The 25,621-nt window shown below is 50.6% G+C and carries 17 protein-coding genes; 6 read left to right on the plus strand and 11 right to left on the minus strand.

Going from position 1 to position 25,621, the window contains the following annotated elements; translation table 11 throughout:
* Nucleotides 1-95: 95 nt before the first annotated feature.
* Together sov and ruvA are read right to left on the minus strand one after the other, a co-directional pair.
* Nucleotides 96-7,544, minus strand: a complete 7,449-nt coding sequence (sov, locus tag BFO_RS08265) for a T9SS outer membrane translocon Sov/SprA (RefSeq protein WP_014225229.1) — start codon at nucleotides 7,542-7,544, stop codon at nucleotides 96-98.
* Entirely contained in the window at nucleotides 7,544-8,134 is a 591-nt protein-coding gene (ruvA, locus tag BFO_RS08270) for a Holliday junction branch migration protein RuvA (protein WP_014225230.1), read from the minus strand. The genes sov and ruvA overlap by 1 nt, the downstream gene beginning before the upstream one ends.
* Nucleotides 8,135-8,307: 173 nt before the next feature.
* On the opposite strand from ruvA, the gene BFO_RS08275 reads away from it, so the two are divergent.
* From BFO_RS08275 to hflX, 6 genes are all read left to right on the plus strand, one after another.
* Nucleotides 8,308-8,643: a translation initiation factor gene (locus tag BFO_RS08275; RefSeq protein ID WP_014225232.1), complete on the plus strand. Its 336-nt coding sequence runs from the start codon at nucleotides 8,308-8,310 to the stop codon at nucleotides 8,641-8,643.
* Nucleotides 8,637-11,861, plus strand: coding sequence for a UvrD-helicase domain-containing protein (locus tag BFO_RS08280; protein ID WP_014225233.1), 3,225 nt, complete (start codon nucleotides 8,637-8,639; stop codon nucleotides 11,859-11,861). Before BFO_RS08275 ends, BFO_RS08280 begins: the two co-directional genes overlap by 7 nt.
* Nucleotides 11,862-11,915: 54 nt before the next feature.
* The gene (locus tag BFO_RS08285; RefSeq protein WP_014225234.1) at nucleotides 11,916-12,590 is read left to right on the plus strand and encodes a phosphatidylserine decarboxylase family protein; all 675 of its coding nucleotides are present in this window, start codon (nucleotides 11,916-11,918) and stop codon (nucleotides 12,588-12,590) included.
* A gap of 4 nt (nucleotides 12,591-12,594) precedes the next feature.
* Nucleotides 12,595-13,338, plus strand: coding sequence for a CDP-alcohol phosphatidyltransferase family protein (locus tag BFO_RS08290; protein WP_014225235.1), 744 nt, complete (start codon nucleotides 12,595-12,597; stop codon nucleotides 13,336-13,338).
* Nucleotides 13,339-13,453: 115 nt separating this feature from the next.
* Nucleotides 13,454-14,335: a helix-turn-helix domain-containing protein gene (locus BFO_RS08295; protein WP_041590805.1), complete on the plus strand. Its 882-nt coding sequence runs from the start codon at nucleotides 13,454-13,456 to the stop codon at nucleotides 14,333-14,335.
* Nucleotides 14,336-14,377: 42 nt separating this feature from the next.
* Complete coding sequence (gene hflX / locus BFO_RS08300) at nucleotides 14,378-15,613, plus strand: GTPase HflX (protein WP_014225237.1); 1,236 nt, start codon at nucleotides 14,378-14,380, stop codon at nucleotides 15,611-15,613.
* On the opposite strand, the gene BFO_RS08305 is transcribed toward hflX, so the two are convergent.
* The 9 genes from BFO_RS08305 to BFO_RS08340 form a co-directional block, all read right to left on the minus strand.
* Nucleotides 15,602-16,294, minus strand: coding sequence for a hypothetical protein (locus BFO_RS08305; protein WP_157755303.1), 693 nt, complete (start codon nucleotides 16,292-16,294; stop codon nucleotides 15,602-15,604). The two genes, hflX and BFO_RS08305, sit on opposite strands and share 12 nt — an antisense overlap.
* Nucleotides 16,239-17,654: a hypothetical protein gene (locus BFO_RS08310; RefSeq protein WP_014225239.1), complete on the minus strand. Its 1,416-nt coding sequence runs from the start codon at nucleotides 17,652-17,654 to the stop codon at nucleotides 16,239-16,241. The genes BFO_RS08305 and BFO_RS08310 overlap by 56 nt, the downstream gene beginning before the upstream one ends.
* Complete coding sequence (locus BFO_RS15940) at nucleotides 17,641-18,771, minus strand: YARHG domain-containing protein (protein WP_014225240.1); 1,131 nt, start codon at nucleotides 18,769-18,771, stop codon at nucleotides 17,641-17,643. Before BFO_RS15940 ends, BFO_RS08310 begins: the two co-directional genes overlap by 14 nt.
* A gap of 304 nt (nucleotides 18,772-19,075) precedes the next feature.
* Complete coding sequence (locus tag BFO_RS16410; protein ID WP_262508925.1) at nucleotides 19,076-19,201, minus strand: hypothetical protein; 126 nt, start codon at nucleotides 19,199-19,201, stop codon at nucleotides 19,076-19,078.
* Nucleotides 19,202-20,152: 951 nt separating this feature from the next.
* Entirely contained in the window at nucleotides 20,153-21,232 is a 1,080-nt protein-coding gene (locus BFO_RS15005) for an Ig-like domain-containing protein (protein ID WP_014225243.1), read from the minus strand.
* 57 nt (nucleotides 21,233-21,289) lie between these two features.
* Complete coding sequence (locus tag BFO_RS08325; RefSeq protein WP_014225244.1) at nucleotides 21,290-21,832, minus strand: LemA family protein; 543 nt, start codon at nucleotides 21,830-21,832, stop codon at nucleotides 21,290-21,292.
* Nucleotides 21,833-21,985: 153 nt separating this feature from the next.
* Nucleotides 21,986-23,815 carry a DUF2207 family protein gene (locus tag BFO_RS08330; protein WP_014225245.1) on the minus strand — a complete coding sequence of 610 codons (1,830 nt, stop codon included), beginning with the start codon at nucleotides 23,813-23,815 and terminating at the stop codon, nucleotides 21,986-21,988.
* Nucleotides 23,815-24,036, minus strand: coding sequence for a hypothetical protein (locus BFO_RS08335; RefSeq protein ID WP_014225246.1), 222 nt, complete (start codon nucleotides 24,034-24,036; stop codon nucleotides 23,815-23,817). The genes BFO_RS08330 and BFO_RS08335 overlap by 1 nt, the downstream gene beginning before the upstream one ends.
* Nucleotides 24,037-24,171: 135 nt before the next feature.
* Nucleotides 24,172-25,611 (minus strand): bifunctional metallophosphatase/5'-nucleotidase, encoded by a 1,440-nt coding sequence (locus tag BFO_RS08340; protein ID WP_014225247.1) that lies wholly within the window; start codon nucleotides 25,609-25,611, stop codon nucleotides 24,172-24,174.
* Nucleotides 25,612-25,621 lie beyond the last annotated feature (10 nt).

Genomic DNA, 25,621 nt, shown 5'->3' on the forward strand with positions numbered 1-25,621 from the left:
TCCAATGGTACAAAGTAAACGATTTTTTTTGACTTTGAGCTTTATTTGAAGGAAAAAATAATAAAAAAAGACAAACTTTTCTCCTTGTGCTGACATTATTGAGTGAGCGAGAGGCGAATGCTGATGCCGTAATCTGAATTCGAAGTAGGGTAGGAGGCGCTGGAAACAAGCGGAGTATTGATTTGCAGATCATAGTAAGCACGCAGGGTAATCGATTTGCTGAGGGCATAGTCGGCAGAAAACTGCAAGCTTTGTGTCATGGCTCCGCTGGTCATCTGCGTATATCCGTCTTCTATTTTGCGAATCAGCGCCTGTGTTTTTCGGCGTGCATAGTCGAAGCGTAAAGTCAAGTCATTATTGAAGTTGTTCTTTTTCCGCATTTTTAACACCTTATTGAAATCTGCGTATTTGTATCCTAAGCTAATTACAAATTCGTTGGAGTGCGCTTCTACGATCTGATAGGACGATATGTTCAAGTTGAGATTGCGGGTTTTCTGATATTTCAGTCCGGTCGTAACATTATTCAAGAATGTAGCATCGATGCCAAGGAGCGGATTAAACCCTTCAGTAAGACTTACGGATGTGATTGCAAACGCTGAAGAAGGTATAGGTGCGTCCGTTTGCGTGTCTGGAATATAACCGAGATGATGACTTCCGGCACTTACCCATTTCGGATAAGATTGATAGGTCCCGACGCTGTATACGCATCGGTACTGATGACTAAGGACCATATTTTTGAAATGTTTCTTTATAAAGGGTAGTTGAATGAGTCCGTCGTACGATATACGCCAGTTCGGAAGGAGGTTGGCGAGGGCTTTCGGAAAAGCAGTCAATTCGATTTTTTTCGGGTCCTTCCCGGTGTAAGCTGCAAGGAATGCAGGGATCAGCACATCGGAGGAATTCCGACTGACATTTCCTTTCTCGGGGTTATACGGTTGATCTGCTAACGAACTGTTAGCGAGGAATCCGGCATTCGGGTACCTTGTTGCGGCATACTTTTCTTCCAGTCTTGATGCGATTATGCTCCGATGGTTCAGAAATTCGCGGAAGGTTTTCGATTCATATCCGTTAGATGCATTTCCGAGGCTTGCGAATGCATTTCCGAAGGCTACGGTCGTCATGGTAAACGTACCGCCGTAAAGTGTCGGCATGCCGTCGAACATATAACTTATTTCCGTATCGCGTGAGTCGACTCGCGTGGTATTCAGATCGATCTTGAGTCCGAGGGCCGGCTCGAGCGTGGCTGTCGCCGTGAGCGTTTTACTGCTGTTGATCCGTGCAGGTTTGACATTATTTTTGTCCATAATCAACCAGTTCTTGTTTGCTGCCTCTTGGATATAGCTTTCGCGTACGTCACCGAATGCGAACCCCCATCCCGGCGCATTTCCGAAGGGGGTATTGGCTTGACCGACCCAGTCGCCGATCATCGGTTCGAAGCCGGGGATCAACATGCCGTCACTCAGGCCGTATTGGATATGGATACGGCGGGCCATCATCAGGAAGCGCGTTGTATATTCGAGCGCCTTGTATGCCGGTGTTTCTTCCTGTGGGGGCGCAGGATACATCGTCAGGTGCAGCTCGACGGAGTCGCGATTGTTAATACGGATACGGGCGTAGTCCACTGGTTTGTAGTCGATTTTGTATAATGTACTGTCATCGGTTCGTCGTGCCACGATACGGGTAAATTTCCGAATCATCAGGCCATGGTTGACGATTGTTCCGCTATCGGGACTGAGCTGTATCGTCGTCTCAAATTTTTTTTTCTGTTTTTTCCGGTTCTTGTCCTCTTGTGTTCGACGATTGCTCTCCGCTGCGGAGCCGTATTTTTGATTGATTTTTCTCAAGAATCTGTTTTTGTTATAGAAGGACTGGAAATTCATACTTCCCTGCAAGTTCACTTGTCGCTGGTTTTTGATGCTGTTGCCGGTTTTGATATCACGGTCTACAAATGATCCGCGCTCCCAATTGTATGTTGCGTTGTAGGACATGCTCCCTCCCATCCAGTCGAGCACGGGAATATACTGCAACGGAAGTGTGTATGTTACATTGAACGTCTGATCATACGCCAGCGGTGTACCTAATTCGGCAATACTTTTTTTAACACTGTCTTTCCATACTTCATATGCGTGAGGATTCAGTTTTTTGTTGACCTGTACATGGGGCTCTTCGATTCTTGCGTTTGTGCCGGCGCTGAAATCGATACTTAAGTTGTTGAGCGGGTTGAGCCGAATGTTAAAAGAACGGTCCCAATAAAACTGTTGACTGAATGATACGGGGATGGTATTTGTTCCGGAGCTCAGGAGATCGAGATTACGCAGTTGAATCTCGTAATAGTTACGCAGGATAGAGGTCTGAAAACTGATATTGGAAGGCAGGTAGTTGAGAGCAAACTGTTTGATATAACGTGTATAGCCATTGTTTTTTTCGATGTTTTCGAACGGCTGAAACGGTTTGGCGTACGGGGTGTACACATAGCTCAGGTTGCCTTGATAGTTTTTCGTCGTTTCGTAGACGGTTTCCGGGTCGGTACGTTTTCTTTCGTTGTATGCATAGCTCATCGAAAAATTGGCAGGGTCATAAGGCATCGGGTTTTTACTTTTGATGTTCACCTGCACGTTGTTCAATGCGATGCTTTTAGTTGTTACTTGCTGCTGAGACAGACTTTTCAATGAGTCTTTTTCTGCTTTTGAATCCAGGAGGCCGAGGGCATCGTTAAGTTTCACGTCCTGATCGAGCGGATTATACTGGGGGGATACGGTTTCACGCGAATAAGCATAGTGAAGCGGCAGATGAACTTGCGCCTTTTCGGGGAAGAATTTGCCTAATTGCATGGAGGTAGAGACGGCATATTGCAAATAGTCGTCCATGTTTCGTTCGCCGATGGACTGGTCGATACGTCCGAAGCCGGCTGTTTCAATGTGTCCGGTTGCATTAAAGGTTCCGAAGTCGGACAGGGCGATGCTCAAGGCGCCGTTGGCTGCCCAGCCTCCCTGTTCGTCGAAGTCAGTCATGCGCAATTCGTTCACCCATATCTCACCGCTTTTGATGTCTTTGGAATTGTTACGCACTCCGATCATGATCGTTTTCACTTCGGCAAGGCTCGGGTTACCGATGACACTGATTTTGTTCAGTTGGCGATCAGGATCGTATTCCGAGTAGAGCCTTGCGAAACTCACATCGCTCTGTCCTTCCCTCCGGGCGCGGTTACGTCGCATCTTCAGGTTGGTCAGCACTTCCATACGGAAATCGATCATGTTTTCTGCAGGCCAGACGGTTTGGCGGTCGTTCTCGCTGCTATTGTTGTAGTGTCCGGCCGGTGTCAGGTTCAGAGGAACTTCATATTCGTAATAGTTGTTTTTATAGTCGGAGCCGAGACGCAGGAAGACCGATAGCTCTCCGTTGTTCAAGGATGTAACATCGTTGATGAATTTTTCGGCATGAACAAAGAGTTGCAACCGTTTGTAGCGGCGCATATCATAATTTGTTTTTTTGTAGATGGCACGTGCGTCTTGCGAGCCGAGATTCGTCACCTTCATTGAGAGCGCCTGTTCATTCTGCTGGCGCAATTGAGGCTGGCTCGGATCGGTCATTCGGGTGATACCTGGTGGTAAAATATAGTTGACGGGTTGTCGGTCGCCGTTTTCTTCGATATTGACCGAGGTGATGTCTAATGTCCCGTTGATGGAGGGCGGAGCGTTCGGGTTCGACAAGTCTTGCAGGTAGGTGCGCCATTCTCCGCGAACCAGTTCGAATGTACCGAGGCGCAGAACGGTTTGCTCCTGAAAGCCGGTCATGTAAACACGCATGAAGCGAATGCTCCTGAAATCCTGTATAGATCCGATCTTACGTTGATATTCTTTCACCGGAATCTTGAACTGATACCAGGTGACCGACGTAGATGTCGTGTCTGACCTTCCGTTCGGTAGCTTTACTTTCACTCTGCGCTGGTTGACGATATAATTACTGCCTACCACCATATCTTTCGGGCGGATTGATACCTTATATTCATAATACTTTTCGTTCTGGTCGTTTAAGGTATTGTCGTTGTTCAGGTCTTCTACGTCAGGGACGGTCTTGGAGGATACATCGTATCGTTCGGGCGAATCTTCGGCCGCCGTTGAGTTTCCTTCGGTGCCGTTATAGCGTTTGTAACGCGTGAGGATGTCGACTTCATCGCGATCGTAATCCGAGCCGCGAAAATAGTGATAATTATCGCCGGCCGGGTCGTTGATGGGGGAGAACGGGTTGTTTTCCCACGAGAGGAGCGTTTCGGCAGAGACTTTGCGTTTCACTTTTTCGACGTAGTTTTGGTACGCCGGGAATGTTTTTTCTTCTTCGGTCGTGAGACCGTTGAGGCCGACATCTTGCAGCCTCCGCGCTCCGGCGGTGTTATCAAACGCATAGACCGTACTCTGCTGAATGGGAATCTTTCCCCAGACGGTCGTGTCGACTTGTGACCGATCGCCATTGATCGGCAGACCGTTCTCAAAGAATTTCTTTTCGTCCTTGAGGATGTCTTCGGACAGTTCTCCGAGGTTGAAATAAAGGTCGCCTCCGTTAGCCGTTTCTCGGTTATAGATGAACGGATCCATCAGCCAGAATTCAATGTATTCGATATTAGCGGTTTCGAAATCCGTCTGCTCGAGTTTACGCATCATACCGCCCCATCGTTTCTGTGGGTTCGTCAATGTCCCGTCAGGGTTTATTCCGTCGGCATCAAGATTATAGGGGCCGCGTTCATTCGGATAGTAAGCGAGGTTCAGGGCATAGAGCGTACTATTTTCATTGTAGGCCAGCTCTTTGTTCGGGTAGATTTCCGAATAGCTGATGGCGCGTACATAATGGTTCGAGATATCGTCATCGCTGATGTGGCGCGGGCGTAATGAAGAGCTTGGCCGTGTGAAAATTCCGTCGATATAGTACCAGGCAAAGAGCGCTCTGTTTTTGCCGTATTCGATATTATTGACTAATGAGGCTTCGGGGAAGAGTGCGCCGGCCGTATTGTCGTAGGGCACGCTGGCCAAAGCCCATGGATAGGGATTGAGCAGGTCGAAGCTGCTTTGTGTCGATTCGAAGTCATCGAGATAAGAATGTTTGCCTGTATTTTTATTCTCATAATGTCCGGCGATCAAGTGTGCAAATTCGGCATTGAACGAGATTTGGCTTGGTTGGGTCAGATTCAGCAGCGGAAGTTTGTCTACCATGTTGGTGAGCCACTGACTCTCTCCTTTGTAAGCAAGGTTGGCGCCCCACAGGGTGTTTTTGATCGATTCGTCTCCGATGGTGGTTTTCGTGGTCAGCGGCATTTCGGAGAGATGCATCAGGGTGGCTCCCATGGTGAAGTTTTTGGAAAACTCGTAGCTCAGATCGACTCCCATCATCGTTTTTCGCTGCATGTTATAGACGGATTGGTTCTCGAGTGAAACGCTGATAGACCTGTTACCGGCGATGATACTTTCGTTCAGGATGGTTACGGTACCGGAAACATAATCAACGGTATAATCCACGTTTTCGGTGAGTTTGACACCGTCTGCCATGACAACGACCGAGCCGCGCGCTACGTTCGTTGCGCCGAGGCTGATCTCGGATGAGGAAGATGCGCGGTACTTCCCCCTCAGTTTGAATTTGTTCTTTTCGGCGATCTGCTGCGCAGCTGTTTTCGTCAAGGTGTACAGCTCCTGAAAAACATATTTGTCGGCGATGGCATCGTTACCGATAGCTTTTCGCAGGTGTGAACCGAAAGGTTCGACGACGGGGAAGAAGATACGGCCGTTGAAGGAGCTGACAGTGTAGCCTTCAACGAAATCGAAGTATCCGTTGCCGTTGGGGACGGGTTCGTTATTGGCGTCGAGCCGGTCGAGATTCATCACTTGCAACAAGGTTTTTCCGGCAATGTTACCTTCCTGAATGCTATATACGTAGGTACCGGTCGTATCGCTTTGATAGACGACGTCGAGCTTGAACTTGTCTTTTTGTACCGACGAAGCGTTGAGCCAGTATACGTTTCGCATCATCAGGTTCCAAAAGGGCATGTTGGGCGACATGTTGACACCTCGCAACAACTTGACATAAAGACACCGGCTCGTATTTTCCTTATCGTCGGTCGAGATTTCGCCGACCTGATAAGAGGTACCGCCGTACATATATTCGAAGGCTACAGCAAGACATTCATCCTGTTGTAATTGCGACTGCAGCGAAAGATATCCTAACTGTTCGTTCAGCCTGTATTCCGACGGGCTCAGCTTACGGGCGCTTTCCATTTTGACGAAGTCTGTTCCGCCTTCAAGGAATCCCTCAAGCGTTTGCCCGACTCTGTTGATGTTTCGGGCATCCTTATAATTCTCGATCAGATCATTATAGAGCGTGTTTGCTTTGTTGTAAGGGACTGAAACGGAGCCTGACGGCTGCACTTTGGGGTTGAAGATATGATGATGTTCGCCTAAGTCGGAAAAGGCCACGATGTTACGGGCGTCGTTGTAGTTGCTGCGTTTATTGAGCACCCATACCTCGATACGTTTGATGCTGACGCTGGACGAGATATACGGGAGTTTGGCCATGGCCTCGTCGTAATGGTCGCGAAAATAATGTGCGAGAAAGAAGTGGCGATTCTCGTCGTAATCATCGATATTGATCTCGAAGTCTGTCATTTGAACGCCTCCTTTCGACGAGATGGTTTTCGACTCGGAGTTCTGTTGTGCCAGCAACGCATTGACACGCAATTTACCGAATTGCAGTTCGGCCTTGATCCCGAAGAGGGCTGCGCCGCCGCGTATGAGCGAATTACCGGTGTTGAGGCTGACGTTTCCGGCTTCGATGTTTTTGATGATTTCGTCTTCATCGCCGGCATAGGCGAGGTTCAGGCGTGAAGCGTCGAAATCGAACGACGACTGTGTATTGTAGTTCAGTCCGAAATTGACTTTCGTTCCCACCGTGGCCTGCATGTTAAGTTGCACGTTGTTATCGAAGTTGAAGAAGGTACGGCTGCGTGAACGCTCGGGCAGCGACGGGTTCTTCGTGCCGCTCGATTTGAGGCCTAATTTCAGTTCGGCCGTTCCTTGCGACCGCACGCGGACACCGCCCGGGCCGAAAATCTTGCCGGCGTCTCCGATATTGAACTGCATATCCATGAAATTGAATTGTCCGTTAGCCGATTCGCGAAACGATTCTTCGTTTTTTTGCCGGTAATAGGCGCGCATCGATTCCTGCATGCTGTAGTCTTGGTATTCTTCGGGTGTCAGTGTCAGGGGGGTACCCAGTTCCATGTCACCTACCTTAGTGCGGATGATGTACATGCCTGTATGCAGATCGTATTCGATCGATGTTTTCAGATTCTCCGGATCGCGCAGATCGGCGGGCGATTGTCGGGTAAGCTCCTTGTATTCCTGCGGGACGGTTTTCGAGATCGGGTACCGGCTTTTCAGCAGCGTATCGTTCGGAGCTGTCTGTGTTGTTGTCTGCTGTGCCAGGCCCTGGCTGAGCATACAGACACTCGTGCCGATCCCTACGAAAAACAACCGGAAACTATGTCTGAAACTTTTCTTCATTAAAGCATTGTAAGGGCGGTTTTGATCAATTGTTCCACCGTCATGTCCGGCGTCTTTTTCAGGAGGGAATCTACGGCTTTTTGTGATGACGCTTTCTGAAAACCGAGCATCACCAGCGCGGCTACGGCTTCTTCACCCGTAGCCGGGCGTCCCATTCCTGCGGAGGCTTTACGTTCGTCGAGTCCTTCAACGGGTCTGACTTTATTTTTCAGATCGACTACGATGCGTTGCGCCGTCTTGCTCCCGATACCTTTGATGGCTGTCAGACTCACATCATCGCCCGAGGCGATGACATCAATCAGACCGGAGGGTTTGAGTGATGAGAGAATCATGCGCGCCGTATTCGGTCCTACACCCGAAACGGAGGTAAGGAGCAAGAACAATTCGCGTTCTTCACGACTGGCAAAGCCGAACAGCAAATGCGCATCTTCCCGAATCACTTCGTGTACGTACACTTTCCCTTCGCCGCATTTGTCGAACGCACTGTACGTCGTGAGCGAGATGTTCAGCCCGTAGCCGATCCCTGCACATTCGATGACCATCTGTGCGGGAGACAGTTCGACGATTTCGCCTCTTATATATTCGATCATTCCCTAACCCGTTTAGACATTTATACCCAATATTTAGATATAACGTAGGAAAAAGCAAAAGCGTATATTGGGGCGGTTGATTTTTTTTTTGAATGGGTATCGCCTTTTTTCAAGCAGAGAGAAATATCCTGCTCGAAAACTCCTACCTTTGCCTCGGAAAAAAGTAACATGAGATGAAACAGAATGATTGGAAGAGCCGTCTCGGGGTGATGTATTCGACCAACCCCGATTATAAGTATCAGATGGATGAAGAAGCGGAAGAAGAGACCTTGCCAAAGGAAAAACAACGGTTGCATATCACGCTCGAAAAGCGGAACCGTGGAGGTAAGGTTGTCACATTGGTCAGCGGTTTTCGCGGTACGGGCAATGATCGGTCTGCACTCGGCAAATGGTTGAAGACACGTTGCGGTGTGGGCGGATCGGTCAAAGACGGTGAGATCATCATTCAGGGGGATTGGCGACAGAAGGTGACCGACCTTCTTACGGAAGAAGGATACCACGTATGCTGACGATTTACCGTGCTTCGGCCGGAACAGGTAAGACACATACACTCACGGGCGATTACCTGCGCATGCTCTTTGCCGCCCCTGACGCATACCGTCATATCCTTGCCGTGACATTTACCAATAAAGCCACCGAGGAAATGAAAAACCGTATATTAAGCGAGCTGTATCTGCTGGCCTCGGGACAATCGTCCGACTATACCGGCATGCTCACTGAGGCTTACCGTCTGACCGAACAGCAATTGCGAAGCCGTGCACGTACGACCTTGATCCGCATCCTCCACGATTACTCGGCGTTTAACGTCAGCACCATCGATCACTTTTTCCAGCAGACGGTGCGTGCATTCGTCTGCGAGATCGGGTTGCCGGGGAATTACCGCATCGAGATGGATAGAGACCTTGTGCTCTCCGAAGCGATTGACGGTCTGCTCTCCGATCTCGACAATGACGAACACAAAGATTTACTCGAATGGTTGCTTCGTTTCAGTGAAGAAAAGGTGGAGAAAGGTGAGACATGGGACTTGCGTACCGAAATCCGCAAGCTCAGCAACGAATTGTTTAAAGAGAATTACAAGGCTTTCCACTCCGAAGTAAACCGCGATATTGCGGACCGAGCAGCACTGGCGGAGTACAAAAACATGCTCTATGCCATCCTGCGCAGCACCGAAAGGCAGGCCGTGCAGATCGGCGAAAAAGGACGGCGTGTCATGGAATGGCACGGGTTGCTTCCGTCGGACTTTAAAGGAGGGGCACGTTCCGCTTTTTTCCTGTTCGATCGTCTGGCCGAAGGGAACATGAAAGAGCCGTCCGCCACGTTCAGAGCGCTGCCCGACCATGTGGAGAACTGGTACACCAAGACGACGCCCCCCGAACGTCGACAGGTCATTGAACAGGCTTACGCCGAGGGACTGAACGAATGTGTGCATGACGTTTGCCGCTTCTTCGACGGACTGATGAATTACTATACGGCGTTGGCCATCAGCCGAAACCTTTATACATTGGGGATATTAAGCGACATCGAACAACAAATCCGGCAGTGGCGCGAAGAAAAGAACCGTATGCTGATTGCCGATACGACCGAGCTGCTGAACAGGATCATCGACGGCAGCGATATTCCCTTTATCTACGAAAAGACGGGAACGCGTATCGAACATTACATGATCGACGAATTTCAGGACACAAGCGCCATGCAGTGGCATAACTTCCGTCCGTTGCTTAAAGAAAGTCTGGCCTATCGACGCGCCAACCTGATTGTGGGAGATATTAAGCAAAGTATTTATCGCTTCCGCAACTCGGACTGGACGCTGCTCGACAAGCAGATCAGGTGTGATTTTCCCGCATCTTGGCTCACGGAGAAAACCCTGGCCGAAAACTGGCGAAGCTGTCGGAATGTCGTTGAATTCAACAATGCTTTATTTTCCGTTGTCCCTCAGCTACTTCAAGTATTATATAATGAAGGGATCGATCAGGCTGCGCTTTCGCAGGAGAGTCGCGAACGGTATGCCGGCAAGATCGTGTCGGCTTACAGTCGGAGCTATCAGGATGTCGCGCCACCGTTTCGGGCAAAGGAGGGGCATGTCCGCATTGAGCTGTTACCCGATGAGGACGAACATTCGTGGAAAGACGAAGCCCTGCAACGCCTTCCGGTGGTTATTGAACAGCTGCAGAAGAACGGATATCAATTGAGAGATATTGCCGTGCTCGTCCGTACCCGTAGCGAAGGCATCCGGGTAGCCGACACTTTACTTCATTATAAGGAGACGCATGCCGATACGCCGTTTCGGTATGATATCATCTCTGAAGATGCTTTGCTGATTGGGCAAGCTTCGTCCGTCCGTTTCATGATCGGCATGCTTCAATATCTGAACTGGCCGGACGAGGGGACAGCCGCTCGTACGGTCGAGGTGGTACACGCCGTGATGCAAATGAAAACATCGGCCGGAACATCCGCACAAACAATTTGGAAAGAGCCTGAAACGGCGTTTGCACCGGAAATACTTTCCGAACTGCAACGCCTTTCACACCGTTCGTTCTATGAAACCGTTGAGGGACTTTATCGTCTTTTCAAAGCCGACTTTCCTGAGAACGAACAAGTCTTTGTACAGGCATTTCTTGATCTGACGGCCGAGTATGGGGAGCGTGAAACGTCCGATATCGGCCGTTTTCTGAAATGGTGGAAAGAAACCGGATGTCAGTCGAAAATTGCGATGCCTGATACGCAGAATGCCATCCGGATTTTGACCATACACAAGTCGAAAGGGCTTGGTTTCAAAGCAGTCATTCTTCCTTTCGGCGACTGGGAGGTAGACTCGAAGAGCAGTACCATGCTATGGTGTCATCCGGCATCTCCACCGTTCAATCGTTTGCACGTCGTGCCGGTGAATTATACGAAAGACCTCTGTCGTACCTTATTTGCCGAGGCTTATTATCACGAGAAACTGCATGCTTACATCGATGGTCTGAATACGCTGTATGTCGCTTTGACTCGGGCAAAAGAAGAGCTGATCGTCTTCACTCCCGACGATAAAGCGTCCGGAACGCAGGTGATCTCGCAACTGCTTCGTGCAGCCCTTGTCTCCGACTGCCATGCGACAGCGGAAGGCGACCTGTTGCGTCCGCTTGCCAACGGCTACCGGCCCGAGGAGAACGTCTTTGAATGGGGTAAACCCTGGCAACCGGACAGTACCCCGGCATCCGGCACGGAAGAGCTTCCGATGAAACGTATCCCGTCCGTCAGACCCGATGAACGGATGTTTCTTCATCTGCATCGCCAGGGCGACTTCTTCGACGATCCGGCGCGCCGCTACGGCATCCTGATGCACGACTTGCTGAGCCGTATCCGTACCACTACGGATATTCCCGCAGCCGTATCCGCCAAGGAAACGGCTGGTGAAATCAGCAGAGAAGAAGCTTACGGCCTGATCGAAAGATTACAAACCCTGTTGAACGAACCGTCCGTACGGCCGTGGTTTGACGGCTCGATGCAAATCTTGAATGAGACGGATATCCTTGTCGGTAACGGACATTCGAGTCGACCCGACCGGATCATGCTCGACGGGAAACGGGCCGTAGGGGTCGATTATAAGTTCGGGACCCGGAAAGACAGACGTTATATCCGTCAGATGAGTACGTATATCCAATTGCTCCGTGCGATGGGATTCGCTCATGTCGAAGGGTTTCTCTGGTATGTCGAACTCGGAGAAATGGAGGCTGTTTCCGATTGACGTTTTTAATATTCGATAAAAAAAACTACTTTTGCCACGTTTATTGAAGAAAGAATGAAAGTTCACAGAGAAGGAACAGGGCTGTTGTTGTCGCTATTTACTTTTTTATTTATCGTCGATGTAGGGATATACTACGCGATAAACAAAGGGGGAGTCTTCTATACCGTATTGTGCCTTACGATTGTTCTTTTTCTGTTGGCGCTGAATTTTTTTCGCAGTCCCAACCGTCATTTCCCTTATGACTCCGAGGGACTCGTAATTGCACCGGCCGACGGTACGGTCGTTGCGATCGAAGAGGTGATGGAAAACGAATATTTTCACGAAAAACGGTTGCAGGTTTCTATTTTTATGTCTGTGTTCAACGTGCATGCCAACTGGTTTCCGGTGAACGGAACCGTGAAACATGTCTCTCATCAGCCCGGACGTTTCAAGGCGGCTTATCTTCCGAAAAGCAGTATCGATAATGAGCGCTCGACGATCGTCATCACGACCGGCTATGGAGTGGATATTTTGACACGTCAGGTAGCGGGAGCACTGGCACGCCGCATTGTCACGTATGCACAGGAGGGAGAGTCATGCCATGTCGATGATCAGATGGGATTCATCAAGTTCGGTTCGCGTGTCGATACGTATCTTCCGTTGAATGCGGATGTGCTCGTTCGGCTGGGACAAAAAGTGACAGCCAATCAGACGCCTGTGGCCCGGTTAGGTAAAATCATCTATTCATAGGCTTATGAATCGTATCGGCCGGTATATTCCCAATACATTAACATGCTGCAATCTGATATTCGGATGCATGGCATGTATCGCGGCGCTTGAAGGATACAGTCTTCATGCAATGATGTACATCTTTGTCGCCGTTGCGTTCGATTTTGCCGATGGGATGGCTGCTCGTTTGCTGAAAGCCTATTCACCTATCGGAAAAGATTTGGATTCGTTGGCCGATATGGTCAGCTTTGGAGTGGCTCCGGGGTTGATGCTTTTTCGATTCATTCATGAACGGATCGCCGACCCATCGATCACCCTCCCTCCATATCTTCTCTACCTGTTTTACATCGCCGCGCTAGCCATTCCTGTCTGCTCTGCCCTTCGTCTGGCAAAGTTCAACAACGATACCCGGCAAACGACGACCTTCATCGGCTTGCCCGTACCGGCACATGCCATCTTCTGGTCATCGTTGATCTGCACGCTCACGTCCGATTGCGACTCAACAGGGTTCGCTATGGCCGTCGATCTGTCACCGACGATTCTCTTGACGGTCACGGCCGTCACGGCGATCGTTACCTCTCTGCTTCTCGTGTCTGAGATACCAATGTTTTCGCTGAAAGTCAAATCGCTGGCATGGAAAGGAAACGAGCGGCGCTATTTGTTGATTCTTGCAGCGGTCGCTCTTACGATATGGCTCGGCATCCCCGGTATTGCCATGACGATTCTGCTGTATATCTTGTTGTCTTTTGCGGGGATTCGTTCGAAATAAGGCCGATGGGTATAGCCGCAAGATACCGCTTTGTTCGGAAAGGATATTTTTTGCTTCCCCCCCCCACCGTTTGATCGGCTAATCGTTATTTTTGCATTCGGATTCTTTTTTAACGATGAAAGCAAACAGTCTGAGTATACGTCATTTTGTCAATGACCCCGAAGCGATGGAACGGGAGTTGTTGCTGAAGTTTTTCCGGTTTGAAGGAAATCGGGCGAATGTATTACAGCTTGAACATATCCCTGCTGTCTTAACGGCCGGTTGTGTGGTTCTTTGTCTTAAAGGCGGGTTAAGTCTGAAACTGAATGAGCAGGTGTATTCCATTAAGTCGAATGATTTGTGCGTTATTTTTCCCAACACAATGGTACAGACCCTTACACGAAGTGAAGACATGGATTGTATCGTACTGGCCAGCGATCTTGAATTTATTCGCAATTTCCCGGTGACACATGCCTCCATGCTTTACCTGATGATCTCTAAAATGCCTTGTGTTGCTCTTTCGGATCGGGAAAAGAAAATCATGCTGGCGCATTTTGATTATATCCGTATGAACTACGAACGCAAAGATTTCCCTTACCGGATTGATGTTACGCGGCAGTTATTGCTTGTGCTTTGTCATGAGATTGCGGCGATTTATCAAAACGGAGAGCAAGCTGCGATTCCTTCGGATACGTATCAGGAGAAGTTGTTCCGAAGGTTTATTCGTCTGGTCACTGAACATTACGAGCAGGAGAGACGTGTCGATTTTTATGCGGAAAAACTTTGTATTACATCCAAATATCTGTCGCAGGTCATCAAGAAACTCTCACAGAAAACGGCTGCACAATGGATCGATGATTTTGTCGTTCGACGAGCCAAGCTGATGCTGTTGTCTTCGCCGTTAACCGTTCAGCAGGTTTCCGACCGGCTGAACTTTCCGAACCCTTCGTTCTTTACGCAATATTTCAGGCGGAAGACCGGCAAGACGCCGAAAGAGTTTCGCTTGACCGTACAGTAAAAGAACATACGGATAGCGGAAATTGATTATCTTTGCATACGTATGAAGGAATTTATCATCACACGGGAACAAACGGAAAAGGCTGTATTGGTAGGGTTGGTTACTCCCGATCAGGATGAACGTCGAGTAAAGGAATATCTTGATGAGCTTGATTTTTTGGCCGATACGGCCGGTGTTCGTCCCGTCAAACGGTTTATACAGAAGTTGGACATGCCGCATTCCGTGACCTTTGTCGGTTCGGGCAAGTTGCAACAGATCAAAGAGTACGTCATTGAGCATGAAATCGGGATTGTTGTTTTTGACGATGAACTGTCGGCCAAGCAACTTCGAAACATCGAAAAAGCATTGCAGGTGCGTATCCTCGACCGTACAAATCTGATCCTCGATATCTTTGCCAAACGGGCACAAACGGCTCATGCCAAGACCCAAGTCGAACTGGCGCAATACCGGTATATGTTGCCGCGTCTGACGCGCTTGTGGACACACCTCGAACGGCAGCGCGGAGGCGTCGGTATGCGTGGACCGGGAGAAACGCAGTTAGAGACGGACAAGCGGATCATTCTGGATAAAATATCAAGGTTGAAACGTGAACTGGCAGAGATCGACAAACAGAAATCGTCGCAACGCAAAAACCGTGGTAAGATGGTGAGAGTGGCGCTCGTTGGCTATACGAATGTGGGTAAATCGACCTTGATGAATCTGTTGAGCAAAAGTGAGGTGTTTGCCGAGAATAAACTCTTTGCCACACTTGATACGACTGTACGCAAGGTGATCATTGAGAATCTTCCGTTTTTATTGTCCGATACGGTCGGATTCATCCGCAAGTTGCCGGTCGAACTCGTCGAATCGTTCAAATCGACCCTCGATGAAGTGCGCGAGGCCGATTTGCTCCTGCACATGGTCGATGTTTCGCATCCGATGTTCGAAGAGCAGATCGAAGTGGTCGACAGAACACTTGCCGAGATCGGCTGCGAATCGAAGCCGGTGATCATGATCTTCAATAAGGTCGATGCCTTTTCGTTCGTTCCGAAAGAGGAGGACGACTTGACGCCGCGCCAACGTGAGAACCTCTCCCTTAGCGAGCTGAAAGAGACATGGATGAATAAACGGTCGGGCAATACCGTCTTTATCTCAGCCAGAGGTCGCACAAATATCGATGCTCTGAAGGCGGTCCTTTACGAGCGTGTCAAGGCGATTCACATCACGCGTTTCCCGTATAACGATTTTCTTTTCCAGCATTACGAAACGGACGAGGAAGAGATGCATTCAGAAGCGTGAGCTGGCACCGCCACCTCCACTGCTTCCGCCACCCCACGAGCCACCACTGCTGTCGCTGCTCCACGAATGGCTGCCGCCTTCACGATCGGATGACGTGCTGTAGTTGCAGTCCGAGTTGCCGCTCCACCAGTTCTCTTTCTTCTTGTAGACCTTCTCCGCTTTTATCCGGCCGCAGTCGCGACAGACGTAGTGGTAGATCTTGAGTGTGCCATTGTTCTTCTGCCGCTTGATCGGGTAGCCCTTTTCTTGCTTGAAGCGACCCACGACGCCGCACTTATCGCACTTGACTTGGGGACTGAGTTGCCACCGGAAGATGAGCTTCAGGAGGAAGTAGAGCAGCGCCACCGGGAGCTGGCAGAAGAGCAGCCCGGCGCCGATCACGGCGAAGTTGAGATCTTGGCCGGTTTGCTTCACTTCGGAGAACGACGTGGCATGCTTAGCTTCACTCCACTCCAAAAGAAGCAGGAAAACAGCCACAGCCAGACCGAGTGCCCACCAAATGGAGGCGATCGTGGTGACGATATCTTTATTCTCCTTGATTTTCTCGGCTCTCTCATCGGTCTCGAGCATCGATTCGTTGGTGAGCGCCTTGCGCACCTCTTCGAGGCCTGCGAGGAGGCCCAAGTCATAGCCGCCATCTTTCATGAGGTTCGGGATCTCGTCTGTAGCGAACGCTGCCATCTTCTGGTGCGCCGAAGGTGAGAGGGCCGGACAGTACCGTCAGCTCATAGCCGGATTCGCCGGGGCGTTCCTTAAGGCGGAACGAGCCGGTGATGGATACGTTTTTCGTCACCGGATCTTCTTCGACGGAGGGGTATTGGGTATGCGTCAGCATCTCGTATTGGTATTCGTACGTTTCGTTTTCGTAGTCCATCTTCAGCGGCCGAATACGTCCGAAATAATCTTCGTTGCGTTCGCTTTCGTGCCAGCCGTTGCGATATTCGATTTTCCAGTCCGGCCAGATTGTCAGCACATGCTCTTCGGTGCTGCCGTCTCCGGACGGATTGAAATGATAGAGGGAGGGGAAGGAGCGGGTGCATTCTTGTATTTCGTGTTCTTTACCATCCTTATCGATGGCGAAGACGGTGATGTATCCGCCAATGGTGTCGCCTTCAAATACATCGAAGACAGGCTTCTGAACGAACGACACGATATCGGTCATCTCCGGCAGTCGTCCGCTGCTGAGCAGGTGTCCGGGTTCGATGTCGCTCCATCCCATGACGCTGTGGTGGTTGAGCAGTTCCACACCGCCGTCGTCCATGAGCATGCAGAGGAAGGGATTGGTCTCCTGTCCGATGTCGCCCGTAAAGAGTCCGATGCACTTGCCGTTGATGCCTTCTACGGCATAGATGCCGTTGTTGCGTGATCTTGCGGCTTGTTTCACGGAAACCATGACACGTCCGTTTCGGATAAAAGCCGAGAGGTTGTCATCCGGTCGGTCCGTCTCCTGTGGTAGTTGGGAGGCAGGTACGGGCAGCGTAATGTCGATAACCGTTCCTTCACCTTCGGGCATGGCGGAAGGACAGGCCAGCGTCCCGTCCGTTGTACTGATCTGCGGATGATAGGTCAAGCCTTTCCCTTCGCTGTCGATAAGAAGGAGCTCGGTGTTGACCCTTCCTTCCGCACTGCTGCATTTGATGAAGAAGGGTTTTCCGTCTTCGCTTTTGTAAAGGATTTGGCCGTAGTCGTCGCTATCGGGGTCCGTCATCAATGCTTCCGGATAGTCGTTCACCGTTACCGAAGCTTTCGGGTCGCGAGGGATGACGAGGTATATTTCATCGCCCTTGTTCTCAACGAGCTGTACGTCTTGCAGTCCGTACTGTTCCGTATACATTTTGTAAGTCGACGAGGCGAGGAAGTCGGAGGCATAGGTGAAGTAGCCGACGAAGGCTACTGCTGCCACATCTTGTTTGTTCCATCGGATCTTCGTGTCGGACGACGTTGAGTTAGTCCTGCTGCCGCAACCTGTGAGCAGTGAGGTAATCAGCAAGATAATGATAGGCTGTTGCATTGTATTCTTTTTAAATTTATCTGTTTTCATCGTGTCTTTTTTCTATTTGTCGAATCATTTCGATGTTGATACGTTCGATTTCGCTCAGCTGCTTGCTGACGTCGTCGGTCGTGGGGGTATACCATGCTTTGGCTTCGAAATGTTTTTGCAGATCGGCCGAGCGGAAGCGCATGCCGTGTCGGGCATAGATTTCGTTACGCATCAGGCGCAGTTCCTTGCGGGTGAAGTGCTCGATCTGTCCGCATGTCATCGGCTGCAGGGCTGTGAAAGGGAAATCGCCTGAAATGTTTCCGGCCTCGAACAGATAGCGGATTCGCTGAGGGGTGGCATAGGTGTTGCCGTCTGTCCAGAGATCTTCATCGCTGTAATAGGTACATTTCCGGATCAGGAGACCGTCATCGGACTTTTCGATGCGGAACGAGCGACCGTCGTCGAGGATGATGATATTTACGGGTGTTTCGTATTCGTTGCCAAACGTATAAGACTGGGATTTTCCGCCTTCAGCAAAGCCTTTTACTTCTTTCCGGTCGGGGAAGAACGTAAAGGTACGGCCGTCTTCTGTCCGGTATTCGCCGGCAAAACAGTACGTCACGATGTCCGTTTCGATTGTTTCGCGCAGGTCGTTTGTCGGATGAAGCACCTCGGTCGGTATGTCTTTTGCGTTGTAAACCGTCATGAACACTCCGGTCTCCCCGAACTGCCGGACTTCGACCCTGTCGCCTGCCGAACCGTTAATGGCGATGTAGCCATCGCCCTCAGGAGTATCTTCGTCGATTACGAAAAAGCCTCCGCGCAGGCGGTAATGATCGTCTTCTGGCGTTAATCCGAAGCTCGAGCCACCTTCGTGCAGCGATCCGCCGCTGAAGTTGATGTAACCGTCTGCGGGCATTGCGATGAAGAAGTCGAAGCCGTTGGTCCACTGTTTGCCTTCAAACTCGCGGAATCGCTGCTTCACGGCCGGGTATTGGGAGGACGTTCGATAAGTCCAAGTTCTATCCGAAGGCGCCTCTTCGGATAGGAAAACGACGGTCTTTTCCGTCGGCAGGCAGGCTGGAGGAAAGTCGGGCGATGTCGGCGGCGAGGTAGCGTCGGCTTGCAGGCCGGCAACCGTCAGCAGGATCGGTGTGATAAGACTTCGTTTTATCATTGTTTCTTTGTTTGAATTTGTTATTAAACAGTTTATCCTTAATCGTTTTTGAGATTCCTCACTGCGTTCGGAATGACAAGGAACGGGGGCAGGTCAAACGTGCAGGTTCGAACCCACCCCCGTTCGCGCTTCACTTGTTAGTTAGTCGGCTGCCTCGCCGCCTTTCTTTCCACTGCATGCAGCACTCAAGGTCAAGGCACCGGTCATGATGATCATCATAAAAAGGCTTCTGTTCATAATGAATTGAATTTAAACGTTTATCATTGCGTTTAGCCTGTTTATTCTATGGCTCTGACGGAGTTCATCACCGCGTCGGGATACCGTGCATTCCGGCAGGTGTTTCGCCTTTACTCTCTTTCTTGTTGCAGCTTGCGCTACCGATCGTCAGGATCAGCGCCAGTGCGGTCATCATAAAAATGGTTACTTTCATCTTGTTACTTGTTTTTAATATAATACTTATATGAATAAAATATGAATGATATGATTCAGTCGGTGCCGAAGAGACGGCGCTCGCGTTCTCTATCATTCAGAGCACTCTTTTCTGTCACTTTTGGCTTGACCCAAAAGTAACCAAAAAGTCAAGGCTTCGTGCTCTTCACACGCCTTCGCGAGGCTTGCAGGTCGGAAAATCAGGTAACTCGCTTCGCTTCGGACAGCCTGATTTTCTTTCGCCCTGCTCGCTGCTCCGTCGGCTCACCACCTGAGGCCCATGGACAAAATTAATTGTCAATTAACCATTAATTTGTCATTCAGAGCGAAGCGAAGAATCTTTTCCCTTTTCGAGGCGAGATTCCTCACGGTGTTCGGAATGACAAAGGGTGACGTTCGGATTCCGTGTACCCGGCATAACCATTAACCATTGACAATTAACAACTGAATTACGTCAGGCTTTCAGCCCTCCGCCGAGGGGGGTGCCTGTTTTCCCAACGCTTCGCTGCACATTGGGCTGAATTAACGTGCCCTTTCAGGGCTTTTACAGCGGTCAGCAAACACCTCAACACCTCAACACCTCAACGCCCCGAAGGGGTTAGCTCGACCGAGGCCCATGGGACGAACGCCGAGGGCGTTCGAGGCGAGATTCCTTACTTCGTTCGGAATGACAAAGGGGGAGGCGCACTCCCTCGCATGGTGTGTGTGAGCCTCCTCGCATGGTATGTGCGTGCTTCGAGTTAAGGCTACACCTGTCATTCAATACACTTTTCACTTTCTTTCAAAGCGCTTCTTTTGTTATTCAGAGCGTCAGCGAATCCAATCGAATCAAAATATACTTGCTTTTTAAAAACCCCCTCTCCCTTGGTTTCCGCGCTACTACGGGGAAGTCTGTGCGGGAGAGGAGGAAAATGAAAAAGAGACAATGTTGTTTCAATATGAGTTATTCCGTTTAATCGAGTCCTTTGAACTCATGATCGAACGAAATAGGTTTCACCTGCGAATGCATACCGGCGCTGTTATTGACGATAAAGAATTTGCCTTTTTCTCCCGGTTCTCCCGGTTTTTTGGTCTTGAGTACATACAATCCGTCGGAAGTGCCATTCTGACCGCTGGAACCGTTATCCCGTCCCTTGGTCTTTATTCTCAGGAACAGAAATTTGCTCTGGAAGATTTCCGAAGGCTGATATGCCTTTGCCGGATCTACGATGACTTCGACCGTATAGGGTTTGGTCGGATTGTATCCGTTGCCCGGCTCGGCGCCTTTGAGGTATGCAGCTATCTGGTAAGGACGGTTGTAGTTGATATCGCCCCCGAAGAGTTCTTTGAGTCGGCTGACAACAGCGTTCACATTCGACAATGTATTGTTGAGTTTAATACATTCGAGGCCGATGCTTCGGTCGCGGCGGTACATTTCCATGGCCATCACTTGCAGAGCTACCGCGCCGTGCGGCTCGCCACCGATCTTTTCACGCACGGCCTTGAATTCATCGACCGTGGCGGGGAATCGGTTGAACTCGACCGTTCCGCTCTGCCCTTTGGTGTAGTTGGTATGGTCGATCTTACCGGTAATCTTCACATCGAGGGCGACTAACGGTTTTTCCTCTTTTTTGACTGTGACGGCACAGGTGGCCGAAGCGCCTCCGGCTTTGGCCGTGATGGTGGCCGTACCGGCAGCAACACCGGTGACTTCGCCCGAGGTCGATACTTTGGCTACGCCTTCGTTACTGCTGCTCCAGCTGACGATCTTAACGGATGCGTTGGCCGGCTCTACCGTGGCCGTAAGCGTTTCGTGCCCGTTGATTTGCAGTTCGAGCGTCGTCTTGTCAAGTTTGACGGCTGTGACGGCAACGGTGCCTCCGCCGCTTCCGCCACTACCTCCGCTTCCGCCACTACCTCCGCTGCCTCCCGAACCGCTGCCACCTCCGGGAGTGGGGGTCGGGGTAGGTTCATCTTTGTCGCACGCCGTGCAGCATAACACACTTACAATAGCCAGTACCGCTATTCTTGTCATCCAAAAAATCTTTTTCATGTCCTTTTAATTTAATAAATTGTTATACATATTGATTAGTAATGTTCTTTGCCTTGTTTATATCGTCGGGAAGTTTCGTTTCTTGGCGTCTTCCTCCAAGTATTCGCGGATGCGGAACCCGAACATTCCGGCCACGAGATTGTTGGGCATCTGACGCACGGCGCGGTTGAAGCGCGTTACCGAGTCATTGTAAATCATTCGGCTGTGGCGTACGTTTTCTTCATACTGTTTCATGTCGTTCATCGTCGAGAGGTAAATCCGGTCGGCTTTAAGGTCGGGGTATGTTTCGCTTAACATGTTGATGCGGCCGACTAATTTGCCGATAAGTCCTTCCTGCTCTTCGATGTCTTGTGCCGACGCAGTGGGTTTCAGATCCCGACGCATGGAAATGACGTCGGTCAGAGTCTGATATTCATGTTCGGAATACTGTTTGACCATATCTATCAAGGCCGTAATCAAATCCCACCGGCTTGACAGTTGCACTCCGATTTGGTTCATGGCGTTGGTGCACAATTCTTCCCGCTGTACCAGTCCGCGCTGAACCGAGATAGCCCAGAAAAGCAACACGGCGATAATTCCGACAATAATTGCAAGTTCCATTCTTTTTTTGTTGTTTATTTAAAACTTGTTTTTTAGTGAAACCACCTTCCCTCCAAGGAGATTTCAGGTAATACATCTTCATATAAAAAACAATCGCATCGTATCAAGCCTCGAACGAGGGAGTCGAAGACGGTGATACGTTTTTTATATCCGTTATCGCGCTCCGCCTCCGCGTCCGCCACCGGTATGTCCTCCTCCTCCTCCGAGCGAAACAAATCCTCCTCCTCCGGAAGCCCTGAATTCTTTTGCCTTGTACGAGAAGGATCCGTTGACGAACCGACCGGAGAGGTCCCGACTCATTATCGACGCCGTTGTACGGTCGTAGCCTTGGGTCAGCTCCTTTTGGCGGAAGTATTCGGGCGAGAGCGCTTTGAATTCGTTCTCCACTTTGTCGGCGATGCCGAAGAGCGAAGCGAACGTCAGGTAGTCGTCCCACAGCGCCACCTCGCGGGCTTGTCGCTCGTTGATGAGACTGAAGTCGTTCAAGTAATTCCGGAACTCGGGTACCGTGCGCGCCATCTCGCGGCCGCGGCGGGTGAAGCGGTTGTTCAGCATCGCCCCGTTGCGATCGAAGGTCTTTTCGCCGTAAGTCTTTGTCGCTTTGATCCACTGATAGAGTCGCATGCCGTTCTCTTCTTTGTCCTTTGCCCACTTTGAGAACTCGTGCGGCTGCAGGATCAGGTCTTTGCCGGCGGCGGCGCGCATGATCTTGTAGAGCCTGTATTCCACATCACTCATAAACTCACTCTCGGAGGGCTTCTCGTCGCCAAACGAGAGGGTGGGGCGCTTTTCGTCCGGCCGTTGGGAGATGCGGATCAGTCCGAGGTGGATGAAGCGTAGCAGGAGCGCCTCGATGAGGTGCTTTTCGCTGCGTCCCCACAAGGGGGTAGCCTCGTTGAGCACATAATGAGCTGCAATGAGATCGCCGCCGAGCGGGATATCGCGACACCAGCCCGTCACACGGCGCACGCCGTAGACGGGGCGGGCGGACGTGACACCCGCAAGCTCGAGGATGACGTAAACGACCGCCCCGACGACGAATAACACGACGATGCCGGCCAACAAATATTCCCACCACTTGACACTGAAATAGATGATCGTCATGCAGACGGGCGAGAGCAGGGCGGTGTAAAGGATACGTTTCCACGTGCTCCCGTTCAACAGGGTGAAGATGAAGAAAAGGAGGCCGGACCCGATGAGCAGAGTCAGCCCGACGAGCGTGACCGTTTCGTCACCGCCCTCTTTGTAGCTGCTGCCTTCGAGGGCACGATTCTTCATGACTTCAAACGATTCGTCACGTTGATCCGTCGGCATGAACAGGTCGTTGTCGAAGCGTGCCATGACGATGACGGATTCGTCATCGTCGAGCGGCATGCGTGTCTGGGCTACGATCTGTCCGTTGACCAGATGGATATCGCCCTCGAAGCCGAAGGCCCATACGCCGGTGTTCTGCGGCGTGAAGGCCGTTGCGGAGTCGCCCTCCGCCGTTTTCTCTATGACGATGCGCACGTGCTGCGGCGGACTGCTCAGTCCTTCGGCCACAAATTGGTGGTTGAAGGCGTTGGCGTCAGACAAGCCTTTGACGAAGTGCGTCATCATGTAGGAGACAGTGAAGCGGTGATGGCCGTAGGAGCCCGTACCCCAGCAGATCTCATAATCGCCGTCGCCCTTGTGCATCAACCCGCAGCGGCCGGCTTTTGCTTCGATCGTACGGTGGGTGTCCCAGACGTCTTCGCGGAGATAAGTCTTGCCGGTCTCGTCGCTGACGGCGAGGTCTCGTATCTCTATGGCGCCGAGGTTGCCCTGCACAAGATACCATTCGGTGCCCGTCTGTACGTCTACGTCCCATATCTCGGTGATATGAGCCGTGCCGGAGCGGTCGAGCCGCACGGTGATATCAACATTGTGCACAAATGTCTCTCGCGCCATCGACAGCGAAGCCGACAGCAGGAGCAGAGTCGATATGAAAATCCATCGTTTCATCAGGTCGTTTTTTTATTTCCGGACATTGCCTGTTTGAGATAAATCTTCCTGTTTTCGCTCATCGGACTGTCTTCGGCTATCGTATTCTGCCATTCGTCACGAATATCAAGGTTCCGTTTTTTGAAACGTTGACCTGATTGACTGTAATATTTCAGAATGGCATCTTTGGCCCGTCCGCCTCGAAAGATGTCTACTTCGATGTCGTTTACAAAAACTTTCATATTCTCTTACCATTAAGATTAAAACTCCGAGCCGTATTTCCGAGTCATTGCCCAAAGCCGGTCTTTGTTTATCGTTAGCAGGATATGCGATTTCCAGATGTCCATGAGATGATTGGCTGTTTTGTAGAGCCCCGGTTACTTTTCAATATTCTCGCCTCCGGTGTAGGTCATACGGACAACATTCCTGTAATTGACCGACGGTTGCTTCTCGAGATATTTGATCATCTCGTCGGCACTGGTAACAAAAAGGTTTTGCCCTTCATCGGCTTTTTCGTAGTTGCTGACAGAGGCGACGTAGCTGTTCACAACGACTTTATACGTTCGTTTTTCGTCGAACTTCGAGCCGTCGGGCATCTTTACTTCTACCTTTTTTACTTCTTTGTTGTCCTTTCCGAGTGCGATCTTATACTGGATTCCTGACACGAAGGCCGGTCCGTAATCATCAGCACGGCATATAGCGGCAAGCAGGCGCTTGACCTCTTCGCCGGTGAGGTTGTATACGATCAGTTCGTTGCCGAAAGGATCGAGACGGTAGATGTCGTTCACCGTGATGTTTCCTTTGGGCAGGGATTCGAATCGTACTCCTCCGTTGTTTTGCACGGCGATGTCGGCTTCGGCTGCAGCGCGTTGCGCATCGGCCATCATACAGCCCAGTTCCTGCTTGCACATGAAGTCGTCGTCGGCCCGTGTTACGACACGGGTGAGTGTTTCGTTCCGGCTGAACTCATCGACCAGCGCCTGCACTTTTTCGTCTTTACGCGGAAAATCGGTTACTTTTATCAGGCGGGCTTGCTTGTCGACCACTTTGCCGTCTTGCAACTTGAGGGTTACTTCCGTCACGTATTTAAGCCAGCGTTCGGCCTGTGTGACGAGCACGCCGCTGTGAATCTTGGAACCATGGACGGCCGTATGCGAATGTCCGCCGATGATGACATCGGCTTCGGGAAAGGCTTTCGCCAATTGTATATCCGCTTCGTAGCCGTTGTGGGTCAGCAGAATCAGCACGTCGCACCGTTCGCGCAGCCATGCATACTCGCGGGCTACTTCTTCCGGAGGACGGAATGTGATGCCTTTCACGGCAAGGGGATGAGCATCGGGAATCCCTTGCGAATTGACTTGTATCAATCCGAGTATACCGATACGTACGCCGTTGCGTTCAAACATTTTATACGGTTCGACATGCATCCGCAGCGTATCTGCCGGATACATGTTGGCGCACACGTGACGGAAGTTCGCCAAATTGATAACTTCGCGCAGTCCGGCGGGCTTGGAATCGAACTCGTGGTTGCCTACGGCCGAGAGGTCGAATCGCACGCTGTTCATCAGTGCAACCATCGGATAGCTGGTGACTGGATACATGTCGTTGAGCGGATTGCCGGTACGGTTATCGCCTCCGGAGAGCAGCAGCAAATCGGGGTGTACCTGTCGTACGCTGTCTACCAACGCCGCGAATTGAGGAAACCGTTCTATAGCCGCATGGATGTCGTTTACGGAAAGAATGGTTATTTCTTTTGTCTGTGCCGATGCGGTCAGTGCAACGGCGGCAAGTAAGGATAAATAAAAACGTTTCATCATGATTTGATTT

Origin of the sequence: Tannerella forsythia 92A2, from assembly GCF_000238215.1 — a bacterium.
Taxonomy (GTDB): Bacteria; Bacteroidota; Bacteroidia; order Bacteroidales; family Tannerellaceae; genus Tannerella; species Tannerella forsythia.